Origin of the sequence: Marinovum algicola (assembly GCF_900109145.1) — a bacterium.
In the GTDB taxonomy this organism is placed as follows: domain Bacteria; phylum Pseudomonadota; class Alphaproteobacteria; order Rhodobacterales; family Rhodobacteraceae; genus Marinovum; species Marinovum algicola.
This window is the reverse complement of sequence record NZ_FNYY01000003.1, coordinates 56,657-71,579: the sequence shown is the minus strand read 5'-3', so window position 1 is coordinate 71,579 and position 14,923 is coordinate 56,657. Positions and strand designations below refer to the sequence as shown.

Below are 14,923 nucleotides of genomic sequence, written 5' to 3'. Positions count from 1 at the left end.
GACTTTATGCCTCCGGCGGCGGTATTTTCAAACAGAAGAAGTGCGGATCACAGCGCCATGTCATCGCGGTGGATCAACACCGCGCGGCCCGGATAGCCCAGCAGCGCCTCGATCTCGTCCGAGCGGTGCCCCTTGATGGTGCGGGTCTCGGCCGCGGTGTAGCGCGTCAGCCCCTGCCCCAGCACATGGCCCGCCCCGTCGAGAATTGCCACCGGCTGGCCCCGGCCATAGGTGCCGCTGACGCCGGAAACACCGGCCGGCAGCAGGCTGCGGCCCGCGCGCAGCGCCCGCACCGCGCCGGCGTCGAGCGTGACCTCGCCGCGCGGTTTCATCGCCGCGATCCAGCGTTTGCGCGCCGCCTGCGGATCGATATGGGCGGTGAACCAGGTGGCATTGGCGCCCTCTTCCAGCGCCTTGAGCGGCCGCAGCGCCTCGCCATGGGTGATCACCATGGCACAGCCCGCCGCCGTCGCGGTCTTGGCCGCCATCAGCTTGGTCTTCATGCCGCCCTTGGACAGGCCCGAGCCGGCATCGCCGGCCATGGCCTCGATCTCGGGGGTGATCTGGTCGATCACGTCATAGCGCCGGGCCCGCGGATCGACCGCCGGATTGGCGCTGTAGAAGCCGTCGACATCCGACAGCAGCACCAGCACGTCGGCGCCCACGGTGGCGGCGACCTGTGCCGCCATCCGGTCGTTGTCGCCATAGCGGATTTCATCCGTTGCCACGGTGTCGTTCTCGTTCACGATCGGCACCGCGCCGAGCGAAATCAGCGTTTCCAGCGTCGCGCGCGAATTGAGGTACCGCCGTCGGTCGCTGCTGTCTTCCAGCGTCACCAGCACCTGTGCGGTGGTCAGCCCATGCGGCGCCAGCGCCTCCTCGTAGGCGCGCGCCAGGCGGATCTGCCCGACCGCGGCTGCGGCCTGGCTCTGCTCCAGCGCCAGTTCGGACAGCCCCAGCCCCAGCGCCCCGCGGCCCAGGGCGATCGAGCCGGAAGAGACAAGGATCACCTCGGCGCGGGTCTTGAGCCAGGCCACGTCCTCGGCCAGGGCGCGCAGCCAATCGGCCTTGAGCGCGCCGGTCCGCCTGTCCACCAGAAGCGCCGAGCCGATCTTGATGACAATGCGGCGGGCGTCGCTCAGGGTTGCCACGTCTCGGGCTCCTCGTCCTGCGCCTTCTGCCGCAGCTTGTCCTCGGAAATCTCGGCGCGCAGCGCGCGCAGCACCTCGGTCACCCCATCGCGCGCGACACCCGACATCAGCCTCACCGGCCCGCCGACCTCGGCCTCGAGCGCGGCCTTGGCCTCGGCGCGCTCTTCGTCATCCAGCGCGTCGATCTTGTTGAGCACGGTCACCCGCGGCTTGTCGGCCAGATGGCCGCCATAGGCCTCGAGCTCGGTGATGATGGTCCGGTAATCCTCGGCCACGGTCTCGGAGGTGCCATCAATCAGATGCAGCAGCACCGAACAGCGTTCCACATGGCCCAGAAAGCGGTCGCCGATGCCCCTCCCCTCATGCGCGCCTTCGATCAGCCCGGGAATGTCGGCGACGACAAACTCGGCGCCATCGACCCCGACAACCCCGAGATTGGGATGCAGCGTGGTGAACGGGTAATCGGCGATCTTCGGCCGGGCGTTCGAGGTGGCGGCCAGGAAGGTCGATTTGCCGGCATTGGGCAGGCCCAGAAGCCCGGCGTCGGCGATCAGCTTGAGCCGCAGCCAGATCGTGCGTTCCACCCCCGGCTGGCCGGGATTGGCGCGGCGCGGCGCCTGGTTGGTGGCGGTCTTGAAATGCAGGTTGCCAAAGCCGCCGTTGCCGCCCTTCGCCAGCACCACCTGCTCGCCCACCGCCATCAGCTCGGCCACCAGCGTCTCTTCGTCCTCGTCCAGCACCTCGGTGCCGACGGGAACCCGCAGGATGATGTCGTCGCCATCCTTGCCGGTGCGCTGCTTGCCCATGCCGGGCTGGCCGTTCTTGGCAAAGAAGTGCTGCTGATAGCGGAAGTCGATCAGCGTGTTCAGCCCCTCGACCGCCTCGATGATCACCGATCCGCCCTTGCCGCCGTCGCCGCCGTCGGGCCCGCCGTATTCGATGTACTTCTCGCGCCGGAACGACACCGCGCCGCCGCCCCCGGCGCCGGAACGGATATAGACCTTGGCAAGATCGAGAAATTTCATGGCGTGGGCCTCATTGATTGCTGCACCGGCGATAAAGAAAATGCGCCCCGGCCTCAAGCCTTGGCGCATCCCCTGCTTCTTCTGTTTTCAAATGCCCTCGGGGGGTCTGCCCCCGCGAGGACGGGGGCAGACCCCCCAGGCCCTACCTGAGCTTGCGCAGATAGGTCCAGGTCGGCACCTGGCTGCCGCGCGCCACCGAATAGCTCTCGGCGTCGCCGATGTAGTCAAAGCCGCAGTTGGTCAGAACCTTGGCCGAGGCCGGGTTGTCCTGGAACACCGAGGCGAACATCGTGTCATGGTCCATCGGGTTGGCCTCGACCAGCGCGCGCACGGCGTCGGAGGCCAGGCCGGTGTTCCAGAAGGCCGGCGCCACCCAATAGCCCACTTCCGACTGGTTGCGGTCCATCCGCTCCAGCGAGATCAGCCCCATCAGTTCCGGCCCGTCCAGCCGCGTGCCGTCCATTGCCCAGACATCTTCGTCCCGCTCGGCCGCCATGGCGCGGGTGACAAAGGCTTCGGTCACCCCGGGCGGCAGCGGATGCGGGATCGAGGTCGTCATGCGGGCCACCCGCTCGTCGGAGGCATGCATTTCGATCAGCCCCATGTCGGACCGGCGCAGCGGGCGCAAATCCACGCGCTCGGTTTCGATCAGGGGTTGGGCAACCAGGTATTGCTGGGCGGTCATGCAGTTCCTCCTCAAAAACGGCAGTCTCGGGATCGGGCCGGTGACAGGCGCCCAAATTGGCGGATGTCAGGCCCAAAAGGGATTACTTCAGCACGGTCCGGACAGGTGCGAGGCAAGCCGCCCGCAGTAGAACCCGTTCAGATTACTCCGAAAACATGGCAGAGACATGGCGATTGGCGGTTGATCATGCAAGGGGTCCACCCTCCTCCCGGGTGCGGCATCTGCCGAATGGAACACTGACCACTTGTCGATCTTCATCTGGTATTTCTATCCGAAAAGCCGTCAATTCAGAAACACCAAATCGCCGCAGGCGCCGCGCCCTGCCGGTAGCAAAACGAAACGGGGACCGGCTTTCGCCGATCCCCGTTGTTTGTCATGCAAACCTTTAGGTCGGCTTATTCGGCGGCCTCCGCGGCCGGCAGCACGGAAATGAAGGTGCGGCCCTTGAAGCCCTTGCGGAAGGTGACCTGGCCTTCGACGGTGGCAAAGATGGTGTGATCCTTGCCTTCGCCAACGCCTTCACCCGGCCACCACTTGTTGCCGCGCTGACGCACGATGATGTTACCCGGGATGGCGCGCTGGCCACCGTAGAGTTTCACGCCCAGCCGGCGTCCGGCAGAGTCGCGACCGTTGCGGGAGGAGCCGCCTGCTTTTTTATGTGCCATGGGGTACTCTCCTTATTTCCCGGCCAGTTCTTTGGCCTGTTGCGTCCATTCCGGCTTGATCTTGACGGCATCGAAGCTGTCAACGTCAACCTCTGCGAGCTGGGCGAAGCTGGTGATCCCGGCATCGTTCAACTTTTTCGCGGCCGCGGGGCCCACACCGGTGATCTTGGTCAGATCGTCGCCGGCAGCGGCGTCGGCTTTCGGAGCCTCTGCCTTAGGGGCGGCTTTTTCGGCCTTGGGCGCTGCGGCAGCCGGCGCACCGGTGACGGAGCCCGCGCCGATCGCGGCCTTGACGCCCGACTTGTCGGCGCCTTCGGCCAGAATGTCGGTCACGCGGATCAGCGTCAGTTGCTGACGGTGGCCCTTGGTGCGCTTGGAGCTGTGCTTGCGACGGCGCTTGACGAAGTGGATGACCTTGTCACCCTTGATCTGGTCGATCACTTCGGCCTGCACGGCGGCACCGCTGACCAGCGGGCTGCCCAGCACGGTGGTGTCCCCGCCCAGCATCAGCACGTCGTTGAATTGAACCTTTTCGCCGGCATCAGCAGCCAGTTTCTCGACGCGAAGCGTATCGCCCGAGGAAACCTTGTATTGCTTGCCGCCCGTCTTGAGGACTGCGAACATTCTCGTCTTCCTTTGTTTCCGCGTTCTGTGGCCCCGGGTGCCCGGCGTTGGTGGCGTCTGTCTTTCACATCTGCCGCCGCGAACAGCGCGCCCCTTCCGGAGCGTCATGAATATCAAACCCCGCGAGGCCTGGGCCCGGCGGGGTGTGGGCCTTATTCAGAGGATGGCCCCGCGTGTCAAGCGATTTCCCACCCTGGCGCCCGGCAATCCTGCGGCGCGGGCCGCCCTACAGCTCCTGCGCGGTCATCTGCCGCGCCAGTGCCAGGCCCAGCGCATAGGAGATCTCGGCATACATCCGGTCGTAGCCGGCAAACAGCGCGCGGTTGAGCGCCCTGCCCTGCGCGCTCGACGCAAGGTCGACATAGTCGCGCAGCGCCGCCTCTTCCAGGGGCCGATAGGCCAGCATCATGTAAGAGAACAGCCATTCGCGGGTGTCGCTGCGGTTGTCGGCCTCGCTGTCCCAGACCACGCCGAGGATCTCCTCTTCGCTCATCTCGAAGGCGCCGCCATCGACCAGCCCGGCATAGAATTCATAGCTCGAATTCATCGCACCGACCACATTGGCATCGATCAGGTCGTTGGCCTCGATGAAATCGGCGATCAATTGCAGCCGCGGATCGCCGGCGCCCGCGTCGAGGCTGTCGCGATAGGCATCGCGCGCGGCCTCTTCGACCCCGGGATCGATCATCGCCTCGCGCGCCGAGATCTCGAGGCGGATCACCTGCTGTCCTTCCGCCGAGGCAAAGAAACCGGCAATCGCCTCGAGCGGCATGTCCTCTTCTTCCCAGGCCGAGGCAAAGCCGCGGCGCACGGTCACCTCCATCCGCTCGACGTCGTAGATCCGGGCCACCACCTCGCTCCAGCTGCGGCCGCCGCCGCCGGGCAGCATCTCGTCCGCCAGCTCTTCGCCGTAATCGAGTCCCTCCTGGCGCATCACCGCCACCGTTTCCGGCAGGCCGAGCTGGTCGAGCAGCGCGTCGGTGGCCCGCGTCGCCTGGGCCCAGACCGGCGTGGCCAGGGTCAGCGCCGCAGCGGTGGCAAGAGGCAGGAAGCGATGCAGCATAAGGAGGCTCCGATGAGTGGCTTTGCGCGAATCTAACCTCTGGCCGCCCGGTTTCCAAGCCGGGCAGAGGGGCAAAGGCTTCACATGCCGGTCACCGCCGAAGAAACCGCCGGCAAAAATTGCGGTGAAAAAGTTCGGTTTGCCGCTTGCACCCGGCCAAAAGTCGGATTAAACGCAGCCCCCAGACCCCCGCGGAGAGGTGCCGGAGTGGTCGAACGGGGCGGTCTCGAAAACCGTTGTCCCTTCACGGGGACCCAGGGTTCGAATCCCTGTCTCTCCGCCACTTCCCTTTGTTTTCAAAGGAAAAAAATGGCAAGGTAGCATAGCTACCCCACAATATACCCCACAAAAAAATAGCGCTTGGAATACGTTCTGACGCCGCTCTAGACTGCCCGACGACTGGTCAGGTGGCGCAAAGCACGCGATGTTGAGTTGCCGTTAACTGTTGAAGCAATACATTTCTCTCAGAGAGGTTTTATTTGATGGCAGAACCGTTCGAAACGTTGCGTGAAGTAGGTGTCGCCATAGGGGGCATCAAGGAACAGCTCGGCACGTATGCCAAAGTGTTCGGTGCGGTGGTGGTGCTGGGGCTTGGCGTGCTTGGGTTCCTATACACCAAGATTGACGAGGTCGAAGAGGGCGTAGCGCGCAACACAGCCATTCTTGAGCGGATTGAAGCGAAGATGGACCGCGTTGCACTTGATACGGGAGCAATCCGCGAAACGGTTCAAACCGCTAGGTCGTCGCCGAGTTCTAATTCGTTTCCCGGGTGGGTCGGCGTCGCCGCGGACAAGTCAGAGGCCGTTAGTGCAGTAGAAAAGGTACTTGAGAGTGAGGGCTGGATTTTCTTTCCGCAGGACCAACGGGATGATTAAGCTGAACCTGCCACACTCGGCCAAGGAACCCAACGAGTAAAGATTTCGGTGGCAGGCTGCTTCGGTTGCTTCGGATGTAGCCAGTTGGTTCCAAACTGTCCGGGCGCGGGTCAGTCAGTCGAAACCTTTATGCCATCCTGTGCCAGTCCTACGAGCGCCTTCAAAGCCTGCCGGAATTGGTCCGCGTGTTTTGACCGTTCGCCATGTCGCCACGATCCATTCGCCTGACCAGTGGGCGCACCGCCACGCGCGCCGTGCATCCGGCATACGGTCCAACCGCGCACTGCCGGAGATTTGCAAGGGTCGCCGGTGCGTTTTGACTTTGCGCTGCATCTTGGCGCACTGTGCATGGGGTTGGTGTCCGGTTTTGTCATGTGGCCCCCTCCGTATCTGAAATGCCTGTGAATTGGCGAGCGCGAGTTAAAGCGGTGTAGCTATCGGGGGGACGCGAAAGTTGCGGGCCTGCAAGTTGGAAACCTGTCCTCCTGCCGCGTGCGCAATTCCACAATTGAAAAGTAGGGTGTACCCCCTTATCGCCCACCGGACTTTTCAACATTCCCGACAATGGCCTGCCCGCCTTCGTTGACCGTCACATGCTCGACGGTCACTTTTTGCTGCCCGCCGGTACGGTAGCGTTTCAGCGCTTCCATCTGGGTTGCGAAGGTTCGGGCGAGCTTGTTCAAAGCCTTTTCGGCAGAGTCCTGTTGCGGGATGTTTTCAACATGGTTGAACCGCCGCGCCATCATCATGGTGGCCTGATGGATTGCGCCCATTTGCACGGCAAGCATGGCCTCCAACTCATCTCGCGGCTGGATGCCCCGCGCCACCGACAGGATGAAGTTGCTGGCTGTTTCGTCCAGCCTACGGCCATTTGCGCCGATGGTCGCCACTTGGCTTTGAATGCCCGCCAGGAAGTGGGCGTCACATGTACCCAGGTCTGCCATCATCAGAATGTGCGCCAAATCAGGATCGGCATGGGTGAAGTTCACTTGCAGCACGCCATCTTTCATTGCCAGTTTCATCGGCGGGCCATCGGCCCGAGCTACCTGCTTGTCGGCTACCGTCTTGATACGGTCCTGCTGTGCTTGCGGTATCGCCTTCAACGCTTCGAGCGATTTAGATATGTCCTTCATGCCGCGGCCTTTCGATTTCGGTGAATTTGTAGGTGTGAATACAGGCGTCATAAGTAATCTTAGCCCTTCCCCCCGCCTTTACCCTGCACCGTGGCGCTGCGGATCGGCAGGCGTTCGGCATCGGCAAGGTCCGGGCGCATCCGGGTCAGGACAAAGGTTTGCCGCCGTGATCCTGCCCGGTGTTTTCCGGCCAGCCGCAACAACCCCACATCCTCAAGGGTGCGCCGGGCCGCGCGCAGCCGGGCCGCGGACATGTTCACCAATCCAGCCGCGCGTATGGCGTCAAAGGCCAGGGGGAAGCGTTTGCCAGGGCTGTGGCCGTGCTGATCCAACAACAGCACCAGCAAGGCGATTGCATCCGCACCGTTCGGTTGCCCTTTCAGCGCATCCACCGCCATCCGGTGCATGGGAAAGGCGCTGTCACGGCCCCGATAGACGCGGTTTTCCAACCGGCATTTCCAAGCCCATCCGGCAATTTCGCGCAATTCGCTGTCTGGCATCGTTGCAGGATCCTCGCACCAGTCGTCACGGATGCCCGCCAGATTGGCCTGCAATTCTTCTGCGCTGTCCACCAGCTCAACCATGCGCATGGCCTCCTTTACCAATTCAACGTGGCGATTGCCGCTTGGGATAGGCGCTGCCCTGGCCTGTGACGCGCCACGCAAGAGCGGCAAAGCATCTTTCCCCAGCAAACCCCGAACCGGGCAATACGCGCCGCCGTCAGGGCGTTGCGACAACGGCCCGACAACATAGCTGCGCGCCCCTGTCTTGATATCCACCGGCAAGCCTTCCCCGCGCAGGTTCGGCATGATGCCCGCCGCGCGGTAATACAGGTGCCGCCCCCGTGGCGTTTTGACATGCACCGGGCTGCGCCCGAACCGGGCTTCTAAATGCGCAACCAGGCCCGCGTCGTCACAATCGCAGTCGATCACCGCCAGCCCATCCAGACGCACCCCATAAGCCCGCGATCCCGTCCGGTGCATGGGGGCGAATATTCGGGCCAGGGGCATATGCGCGCCCGCCCATGAGCGCAGCAGCGGCGTCTTGCCATCCGCGCCACCCAAGGGCAGCAGAGGGAAGCCCGCCCCTTTCAGGCGGGCCACCTCGTCGCGGATCACGTCGGGCAAGCTGGGTACCCGTTCCGCTGTCATTGCTTGCCCTCCCCATAGGCCAGGGCTGCAATGGTCTTTGCCACCGACCGGGAAACCCCGAGTTCGCGGCAAATGCGGGCAATGCGCAGGGCCATCATGCTGCGCCCCCATCGTTGCCAAGGCGCACAACCTTGGCGGCAAGAAAATAGACGCCAAACTTCGCGCGGTCCGTTGCAGCGTCGTTACCGTACATCCGCTTGATGATCGGCACGTTGTAGTCATGGCGCAGGATGCACACGCGGTCGGATATCCGCACCGGGCTGGCGCAAAACAGCGGTTGCAGTATCAGCGCGTCCAGCACGATCCGGTTGCCCTTGGAAAGCGTGATAAGGTGAAAGTCGCCATCGGCGCGTGTGATCTTGTAGCGCGCGGCTCCACGGTCCCTTGGCAGGTCGCGCCAGGCTTGGACGCGCAGGGCGTTTGCGGGGGGTCTTTCGTCGAAGTTTTCAGTTTTGGTCATCGTCCGGTTTCCTTTGTTGAAACCAAAACGGGACGGGGATATTCTCGCGGTTGCTGACGCCACATGAATAGAGCCGCTGCCCGTTTAAATGGGTGGCGGTTTTTCGTTATGCAGCTTTGGCTTTTTCGGCTTCCCAAGCCTCGATATCCGACAGTTTCCAGCGGGTACAGCCCGGCGTTAGGCGGATCGGTTTGGGAAAGGTCGGGTCAGTCTTAAGCCAGCGGCGCGGGGTCAGGTGATGGACGCCGTAACGTGCGCCGATTTGCCGGTCTGTGAGATAGGTGGTTGGCATGTGATGCACTCCAATCATTTACGATTGGGTGCACGATGCAACACAGGACTTAATAAGAGAACACAAGCAGAACACGCAAATTGCGACACTGGATATTGCGTGTATTATGCTGCAAATGCGTTGTGTTTTGCGGCCTATATCTCAGCCAACCCTCTCCGCAAAGTGTCTACGCCCACGGAAATTTTCCCGGCTTCCCCAACTTCATCAGCCACTTGTGACCAGGTCAAACCCTTCGATTCGTGACCATCGGGGTACAGTGATCTGTACAGCTTCGCAGCGGTTTCCCGTTTCCTCGGGCGGCCCCTCTGCCGTTCATTGCTTTGCTTTCCCGTCCAATCAAACATTGAAACTAAATACTGTTCGAGTTCATCCCCATCCTCGTCTTTCAAACAAACAGACCAACCATCGAAAGGTTTTACAAGCCTCAAAAATCCTTTCCCAGCGGATACAGTTGCGAACACCTCTCCTCCTCTGGGAGAGTAATGCACCATGAGAACTGGTCCAAGAAATAGTAATCAAACCTGGCGCTTAGTGCCTCTTCAGGTTTCTTATACTCAATGATTGGCCTGAGTTCGTCGTCCGAGAGCGGCCACTCAAAATCGTAAATAGAAAGGTTGTCGTTGCCTTGGAAAAAGGCAGGCGCTGCCCGCATCACCCTTCCGTTGGGGCTAGACAAAAAGACCGGCTTCGGTTGGTATGCGAGAATAACGTCAATCAGCCACGCGGTGTAAAGCATTCTTCCGGCAGATGCAGCGCGGTATAATCTACGTTCTCCCGATACATTGGATTCAGTTTTTTCTTTGGTCGCCCATGGCAGCGCACAATTACGATAAAAATCGTCAGCGCGATCATGTATCCATGGCAAAGATGATGCAAAAGGAAAGAAGCCTTCGGGTGAAAACATCAGCCGACCCTCACAATATTGACCGCAGCTTTCGCTTCGACCAAATACCCTGCCCAATCCCCCATCATCCTGCGTCGCTTCTCGATCATGTCACCGCGCCGATATGACGCCTCCACCGCATTGCTGATCCGGTGCGCCAATGCGACTTCTGCCATATCACCGGGATAGTTCGTGCGTTCGGCCACCCAATCGCGAAACGTGCTGCGTAGCCCATGCGGCACCGCCGGGCGCTTCGACGCGCGATCCACAAAACCCGTGCCGCCCGCGTCCACTTCCGCCTTGTGCATCCGCTTCATGGCTGCGGATAGCGTCGCGTCCGACAACTGCCCGCCGCGCGGTGCCGGGAACACCAACGGGTTCCCTTCCATCCGTGGCAAGGTTTCCAGCATCGCCACCGCCTCTGCCGACAGCGGGACGCGGTGTTCGCGGTCCATTTTCATGCGCGCCGCCGGGATGATCCATAGCGCCTTGTCCAAGTCGATTTCCTCCCAGAGCGCGCCGCGAACCTCTTGCGACCGGGTGGCCGTCAGGACCAGAAATTCCAGCGCCCGCGCGCCGAAACCGTCACGCGCCCGCAGGGCGTCAAACCAGCGCGGTGCATCATCGATCATCAGAGCGGGTTGATTGGTTTCATTCGCGACCTTGGACGGCGCGGGCAACAGTTCTTTCAGATTGCCCGCCCATCGCGCCGGGTTGTCGCCGGTGCGATGCCCGGCCACTGTGGCCCATGACAACACCGCCTCAATCCGCCCCCTGACGCGTGACGCGGTTTCTGTCTTGTCGGTCCATATCGGCTGCAACACGCGCAGCACGTCCTGCACCGTGATATCCTGCACCAGCATATTGCCAAGTTCGGGCTTGGCATAGGTTGCCAGCGTGTTCTGCCATTGCTGCCGATGCTTGGCATTCTTGAACGCGTCCAGCTTGGCCTCAAGGTATTTGTCGGTTGCATCTGCGAAGGTCAGGCCACGGTTTTGCGCAGCGGCCAACGCCGCCTTGGTGGCCTTGCGTTCCTCGATAGGGTCGATGCCTTGGCTGATCTTTTCGCGTGTCTCACGCGCCCTTTCACGGGCCTGTGCCAACGTCACAGCCGGGAAGCCACCCAAGCCGATATCCCGCCGTACCGTACCCACCTTGGCGCGCAGCACCCAGGAACGGCCCCTTTTCGGGGTCAGTTGCAGGTGAAGGCCGGGAACGCCACCAACAGAGTACAGGACGTTTCGATTGCCGCCGGGATGGACAAGACGCTTCACATCCAGCGCGGTCAACTCAGGCGTCACCTTCGGCATTCATCTATCCCACATCCTACCCCACAAAAACAATGTAATTGGGTGCATAGGATTGCGCAAGATAGCATACAGCCGCGCGCAGGAAGTTATGATTAGTTTAACAATTTCAGTGTGCTATGCATGGGCCTGCATAAGATTGCATGGCCGCCTTGGCGGGCTGTCTTTCCGCCATTTACTTCCTGATAGTGCACACTTATCCCGATAGTTCCCCGGCCTGGCCGCGCGTCATTCGATGCCACGCGGGCGACTGGCTCTCACAGGCAATGAGACACCGCAACCACCGGGATCAGCGTCCAGAGCGTGGAGACCAGCGCCACCACGCCCAATCCCAGGCTGATGTGCCGGATCACAGCGTTGCTTTCGGGCCAGACCGAGGCCCGCAGGGCCAGGATCAGCGCGACTTGCAGCAGGATCGCCAGCGCGGCGGCGGCAATCAACAGGCCGCGTCCGGGCAGATTGTCACCGGCCAGCGCCCATCGGCTCGAACACAGCAGGCCTTGCAGCCCGTAGATTGCCGAAAAGCTGGCCAGCCAGAGCGTCAGCGGCAGGGCGATGCGCAGAAGACTGCTCATGTCAGCGCCCCCGGCAGCCCCACTGCCGCCGCGATCACCAGCGAGGTCAGCGCCGTGTAGCGGCTCCAGAGGTGCGACACGCGCTCGGCGCCCCGGGTGGTGGCGGCGGAATGCCCGGCCCGCCGGCGGGCGGCGACCACGGCGATCATCAACAGACAGACGGCATGATGCAGCAGCCCGTATCCCACCAGCACCCAGACCGTGGCGTCATAGGCATGGGCCGAAGGGTCCGGCACCAGGAACAGGGCCGCAATGCCGGCAGCGCCCAGCAAGAGACTGCCCACCGCCACGACCCAGTGCCCCGCTCGCGGCCCGGCAAGCGCCAGGCCGGCGCCGAGCGCCACCAGAAGGAGCAGCGCCGGCCCCGGTTCGGCATAGGCCGGCGGCGGCCAGTTCGGCGCCACGGTCCAGAGGAAGGCATAGCCAAAGAGCAGCGCGCCGAAAAACGTGCCATCGGCCAACAAGAGAAACAGCGACCCCCACCAGCCCGGCGGATCCGCCGCCTCGGCGGCAGTGGCCAGCGACAGCCCGCGCCCGACCGGCAAACGGCCTTCGGGCCGGCGACGTCCGAGGCTCCAGACCCAGATCAGCGCGCAGGTGATGACCCCCACGGCCGAGATCGGCACCAGCCAATAGGTCTTGAGCAGCATGCCGAGAAAGAACAGCCCGGTGATCGCCGCCATCCAGATCGGCAGGAGGGTGTTGCCCGGAAAGACGACGATTTGGCGCGGTTCGGCGCTGGCGACGTCGATCGCCAGCGTCTCGCGGCGGTTGCGGGCGGGATCGCCCAGATAGCCTTCGCCGCGCGCCAGTTGGGCCGGCAGATCGGGCGTGTCATACAGCGGATCGCGTGAGCTCACCTGCGGCAGGCTGGCGAAATTATAGGCCGCCGAAGGGGTCGGCATGGCCCATTCCAGCGTGCCCGCCCCCCAGGGATCGCGCGAGCCGCGGATCGCCACCATGGCGTTGACCACCACGTCAACCAGCACCAGCGCAAAGCCGATCGCCATGACAAAGCCGCTGACCGAAGCGATCAGGTTGATCAGCTCCCAGCCCTGCCCCGGCTCGAAACTGTCGATCCGCCGCCGCATGCCCAGCAGCCCGGCCCAGTGCAACAGCAGAAAGGTGCCGTGAAAGCCCGTGAAGACCAGCCAGAAGGCCGTGGTGCCCAGTTTGAAATACGTCCGCCGGCCGGTGAAATGCGGCATCCAGTAATAAAGCGCGGCGAGCATCGGAAAGACGAAGCCGCCAACCAGCACATAATGCAGATGGGCGACGATGAAATAGGTGTCATGCACCTGCCAGTCGAAGGGCACGATGGCCACCATCACCCCGGTCAGCCCGCCGATCACGAAGGTGGCGAAAAACGCCAGCAGCCAAAGCATCGGCAGATGCAGCCGCGGGCTGCCGGTGGCGAGCGTGCCAATCCAGGCAAAGATCTGCACCGCCGTCGGAACCGCCACCAGCGTCGAGGCGGCGGAAAAGAACGCCAGCCCCATATGCGGAATGCCGGTGGTGAACATGTGATGCACCCAGAGCCCGAAGCTTAGAACCGCCAGCGAGACCGCCGCCGCCACGATCCAGCCGTAGCCCATCAACCTGGTGCGCGCCATCACCGGCAGAATGGTCGAGATCGCCCCGGCCGCGGGCAGAAAGATGATATAGACTTCCGGGTGGCCGAAGAGCCAGAACAGATGCTGCCAGAGCAGCGCATCGCCGCCTGCCGCCACCTGAAAGAACGGCATGCCGAAGGCGCGTTCCAGCTCGAGCAGGATCGAGCCGAGGATCAGCGGCGGAAAGCCGGTCAGGATCATCACCGCCGTCACCAGCGCATACCAGGCAAAGATCGGCATCTGCGACAGCCTCATCCCCGGCGCCCGATAGCGCAGCACGGTGACGGTGATCTCGACCGCCGCCGAGATCGCCGAGATCTCGACGAAGGTGATGCCGATCAGCCAGAAATCCGGGTTGATCCCCGGCGCCCCCAGGGTCGAGGACAGCGGTGGATACATGAACCAGCCGCTGTCGGGCGCGATGCCCGCCAGCAGCGCAAAAATCATCATCGCGCCACCGAAGACATAGCACCAGAAGCCGTAGGCGGTGAGCCGCGGAAACGCCAGGTCACGGGTGCCCAGAAGCTTGGGCAAGAGATAGACGGCGAGCCCCTCGAAAAACGGGATCGCGAAGAGGAACATCATGATCGTCCCGTGCATGGTGAAGATCTGGTTGTAATGCTCCGGTCCGAGAAAGGCCGAGCGCGGCGTTGCCAGCTGCGCCCGGATCAGCATCGCCAGAATGCCGCCGACCACGAAAAAAAACGCCGCTGTGGCAAGGAACATGCGGCCAAGGTCGGTGTGGTTGACGGTGGTGAACCAACCTTTCCATCCGGGATCGGAAGCCCAGATGCGCGTCAGGGCACGGTGGCGGCGCAGCGCGTTCATGGTGTTTCTCCTGTCAGAAAGGCCTGCCAGCCTTGGGCGTCATGGGCGATCACCTCGAACCTATGCGCACGATAGCCCGGGCCGCTGAACTCGGCGCTCACGCCGGCGTAACGGCCCGGCGCAAAGGCCTCGATCCGCAGCGTGTTGACATGGCCCGGCACCGCGTCGAGCTTGCCGGCCAGCCTGGGCACCCAGAACGAATGCACCACATCCACCGTGGTGATCGCCACATCCACCGGCCGGCCCGCCGGGATGTGCAGGATGCCCTGCGTCTCGCGCCCCGGCGCATCGTCATAGCCGAAACGCCAGGCCCATTGCCGCGCCTCGGCGGTCACCGAGACGACTTCGGGCGCGGCGCGCGGCAGCAACCGCTCGCCCACCACCAGCCCATACGCCAGAAGCGCCGCCAGCACCGTCAGCGGAAAGGCCAGCCCCAGCCCGATCACGTAGCGGCGCACATCGGCGGGGCCGGCCGGACGGCGCCAGGCCCAGGCAAACAGCCCGGCCACGAACAGGAAGATCAGCGTTGCGCCGATCAGCAGAACCCACCACAAGGTGGCAATCACCGCGGCCGCCGGCCCGGCCGGATGCAC

General features: G+C 63.1%; 16 protein-coding genes and 1 tRNA gene. 2 read left to right on the top strand and 15 right to left on the bottom strand.

Annotated elements, in window-relative coordinates; genetic code table 11:
- Positions 1–47: 47 nt before the first annotated feature.
- From proB to BMW90_RS05775, 6 genes are all read right to left on the bottom strand, one after another.
- On the bottom strand, positions 48–1,151 hold the full coding sequence (gene proB / locus BMW90_RS05800) for a glutamate 5-kinase (RefSeq protein WP_074835530.1): 1,104 nt from the start codon (positions 1,149–1,151) through the stop codon (positions 48–50).
- Positions 1,139–2,176, bottom strand: a complete 1,038-nt coding sequence (obgE, locus tag BMW90_RS05795) for a GTPase ObgE (protein WP_074835797.1) — start codon at positions 2,174–2,176, stop codon at positions 1,139–1,141. The genes proB and obgE overlap by 13 nt, the downstream gene beginning before the upstream one ends.
- Positions 2,177–2,318: 142 nt before the next feature.
- Positions 2,319–2,861 carry a GNAT family N-acetyltransferase gene (locus BMW90_RS05790; RefSeq protein ID WP_074835529.1) on the bottom strand — a complete coding sequence of 181 codons (543 nt, stop codon included), beginning with the start codon at positions 2,859–2,861 and terminating at the stop codon, positions 2,319–2,321.
- A gap of 395 nt (positions 2,862–3,256) precedes the next feature.
- Entirely contained in the window at positions 3,257–3,526 is a 270-nt protein-coding gene (gene rpmA / locus BMW90_RS05785) for a 50S ribosomal protein L27 (protein WP_074835527.1), read from the bottom strand.
- A gap of 12 nt (positions 3,527–3,538) precedes the next feature.
- Positions 3,539–4,150 (bottom strand): 50S ribosomal protein L21, encoded by a 612-nt coding sequence (locus BMW90_RS05780; RefSeq protein WP_048531452.1) that lies wholly within the window; start codon positions 4,148–4,150, stop codon positions 3,539–3,541.
- 226 nt (positions 4,151–4,376) lie between these two features.
- Complete coding sequence (locus tag BMW90_RS05775; protein ID WP_074835526.1) at positions 4,377–5,213, bottom strand: DUF2059 domain-containing protein; 837 nt, start codon at positions 5,211–5,213, stop codon at positions 4,377–4,379.
- 193 nt (positions 5,214–5,406) lie between these two features.
- Between BMW90_RS05775 and BMW90_RS05770 the strand changes: the two genes are divergently transcribed.
- Both BMW90_RS05770 and BMW90_RS05765 read left to right on the top strand, forming a co-directional pair.
- Positions 5,407–5,496: transfer RNA gene (locus BMW90_RS05770), tRNA-Ser, on the top strand.
- 199 nt (positions 5,497–5,695) lie between these two features.
- Complete coding sequence (locus tag BMW90_RS05765; RefSeq protein WP_074835524.1) at positions 5,696–6,088, top strand: hypothetical protein; 393 nt, start codon at positions 5,696–5,698, stop codon at positions 6,086–6,088.
- Between the two features lie 530 nt (positions 6,089–6,618).
- Here BMW90_RS05765 and BMW90_RS05755 read toward each other — a convergent pair.
- The 9 genes from BMW90_RS05755 to BMW90_RS05715 all read right to left on the bottom strand — a co-directional run bounded on the left by BMW90_RS05755 (position 6,619) and on the right by BMW90_RS05715 (position 14,923).
- Positions 6,619–7,221 (bottom strand): hypothetical protein, encoded by a 603-nt coding sequence (locus BMW90_RS05755; protein WP_074835521.1) that lies wholly within the window; start codon positions 7,219–7,221, stop codon positions 6,619–6,621.
- Between the two features lie 59 nt (positions 7,222–7,280).
- The gene (locus BMW90_RS05750; protein WP_074835519.1) at positions 7,281–8,372 is read right to left on the bottom strand and encodes a bifunctional DNA primase/polymerase; all 1,092 of its coding nucleotides are present in this window, start codon (positions 8,370–8,372) and stop codon (positions 7,281–7,283) included.
- Positions 8,373–8,466: 94 nt separating this feature from the next.
- A complete protein-coding gene (locus tag BMW90_RS26635; RefSeq protein WP_074835517.1) occupies positions 8,467–8,832 on the bottom strand; it encodes a hypothetical protein in 366 nt (121 codons plus the stop codon).
- A 106-nt stretch (positions 8,833–8,938) separates the two neighbouring features.
- A complete protein-coding gene (locus BMW90_RS05740) occupies positions 8,939–9,124 on the bottom strand; it encodes a helix-turn-helix transcriptional regulator (protein WP_074835515.1) in 186 nt (61 codons plus the stop codon).
- 424 nt (positions 9,125–9,548) lie between these two features.
- The gene (locus tag BMW90_RS05735; RefSeq protein WP_139211237.1) at positions 9,549–10,028 is read right to left on the bottom strand and encodes a hypothetical protein; all 480 of its coding nucleotides are present in this window, start codon (positions 10,026–10,028) and stop codon (positions 9,549–9,551) included.
- Entirely contained in the window at positions 10,028–11,317 is a 1,290-nt protein-coding gene (locus BMW90_RS05730; protein ID WP_074835512.1) for a tyrosine-type recombinase/integrase, read from the bottom strand. The genes BMW90_RS05735 and BMW90_RS05730 overlap by 1 nt, the downstream gene beginning before the upstream one ends.
- A gap of 254 nt (positions 11,318–11,571) precedes the next feature.
- Positions 11,572–11,889, bottom strand: a complete 318-nt coding sequence (locus BMW90_RS05725) for a hypothetical protein (protein WP_074835511.1) — start codon at positions 11,887–11,889, stop codon at positions 11,572–11,574.
- Positions 11,886–14,330, bottom strand: coding sequence for a cytochrome c oxidase subunit I (gene ctaD / locus BMW90_RS05720; protein WP_074835509.1), 2,445 nt, complete (start codon positions 14,328–14,330; stop codon positions 11,886–11,888). Before ctaD ends, BMW90_RS05725 begins: the two co-directional genes overlap by 4 nt.
- On the bottom strand, positions 14,327–14,923 hold the full coding sequence (locus tag BMW90_RS05715; protein ID WP_244526447.1) for a cytochrome c oxidase subunit II: 597 nt from the start codon (positions 14,921–14,923) through the stop codon (positions 14,327–14,329). Before BMW90_RS05715 ends, ctaD begins: the two co-directional genes overlap by 4 nt.

Bases quoted from the DNA above. Each gene is read 5' to 3' on its own strand.
- BMW90_RS05730 (WP_074835512.1), bottom strand. From the start codon at position 11,317: ATGCCGAAGGTGACGCCTGAGTTGACCGCGCTGGATGTGAAGCGTCTT.
- rpmA (WP_074835527.1), bottom strand. From the start codon at position 3,526: ATGGCACATAAAAAAGCAGGCGGCTCCTCCCGCAACGGTCGCGACTCT.
- BMW90_RS26635 (WP_074835517.1), bottom strand. From the start codon at position 8,832: ATGACCAAAACTGAAAACTTCGACGAAAGACCCCCCGCAAACGCCCTG.
- BMW90_RS05780 (WP_048531452.1), bottom strand. From the start codon at position 4,150: ATGTTCGCAGTCCTCAAGACGGGCGGCAAGCAATACAAGGTTTCCTCG.
- BMW90_RS05755 (WP_074835521.1), bottom strand. From the start codon at position 7,221: ATGAAGGACATATCTAAATCGCTCGAAGCGTTGAAGGCGATACCGCAA.
- obgE (WP_074835797.1), bottom strand. From the start codon at position 2,176: ATGAAATTTCTCGATCTTGCCAAGGTCTATATCCGTTCCGGCGCCGGG.
- BMW90_RS05740 (WP_074835515.1), bottom strand. From the start codon at position 9,124: ATGCCAACCACCTATCTCACAGACCGGCAAATCGGCGCACGTTACGGC.
- BMW90_RS05725 (WP_074835511.1), bottom strand. From the start codon at position 11,889: ATGAGCAGTCTTCTGCGCATCGCCCTGCCGCTGACGCTCTGGCTGGCC.
- BMW90_RS05735 (WP_139211237.1), bottom strand. From the start codon at position 10,028: ATGTTTTCACCCGAAGGCTTCTTTCCTTTTGCATCATCTTTGCCATGG.
- BMW90_RS05765 (WP_074835524.1), top strand. From the start codon at position 5,696: ATGGCAGAACCGTTCGAAACGTTGCGTGAAGTAGGTGTCGCCATAGGG.
- BMW90_RS05775 (WP_074835526.1), bottom strand. From the start codon at position 5,213: ATGCTGCATCGCTTCCTGCCTCTTGCCACCGCTGCGGCGCTGACCCTG.
- BMW90_RS05790 (WP_074835529.1), bottom strand. From the start codon at position 2,861: ATGACCGCCCAGCAATACCTGGTTGCCCAACCCCTGATCGAAACCGAG.
- ctaD (WP_074835509.1), bottom strand. From the start codon at position 14,330: ATGAACGCGCTGCGCCGCCACCGTGCCCTGACGCGCATCTGGGCTTCC.
- BMW90_RS05750 (WP_074835519.1), bottom strand. From the start codon at position 8,372: ATGACAGCGGAACGGGTACCCAGCTTGCCCGACGTGATCCGCGACGAG.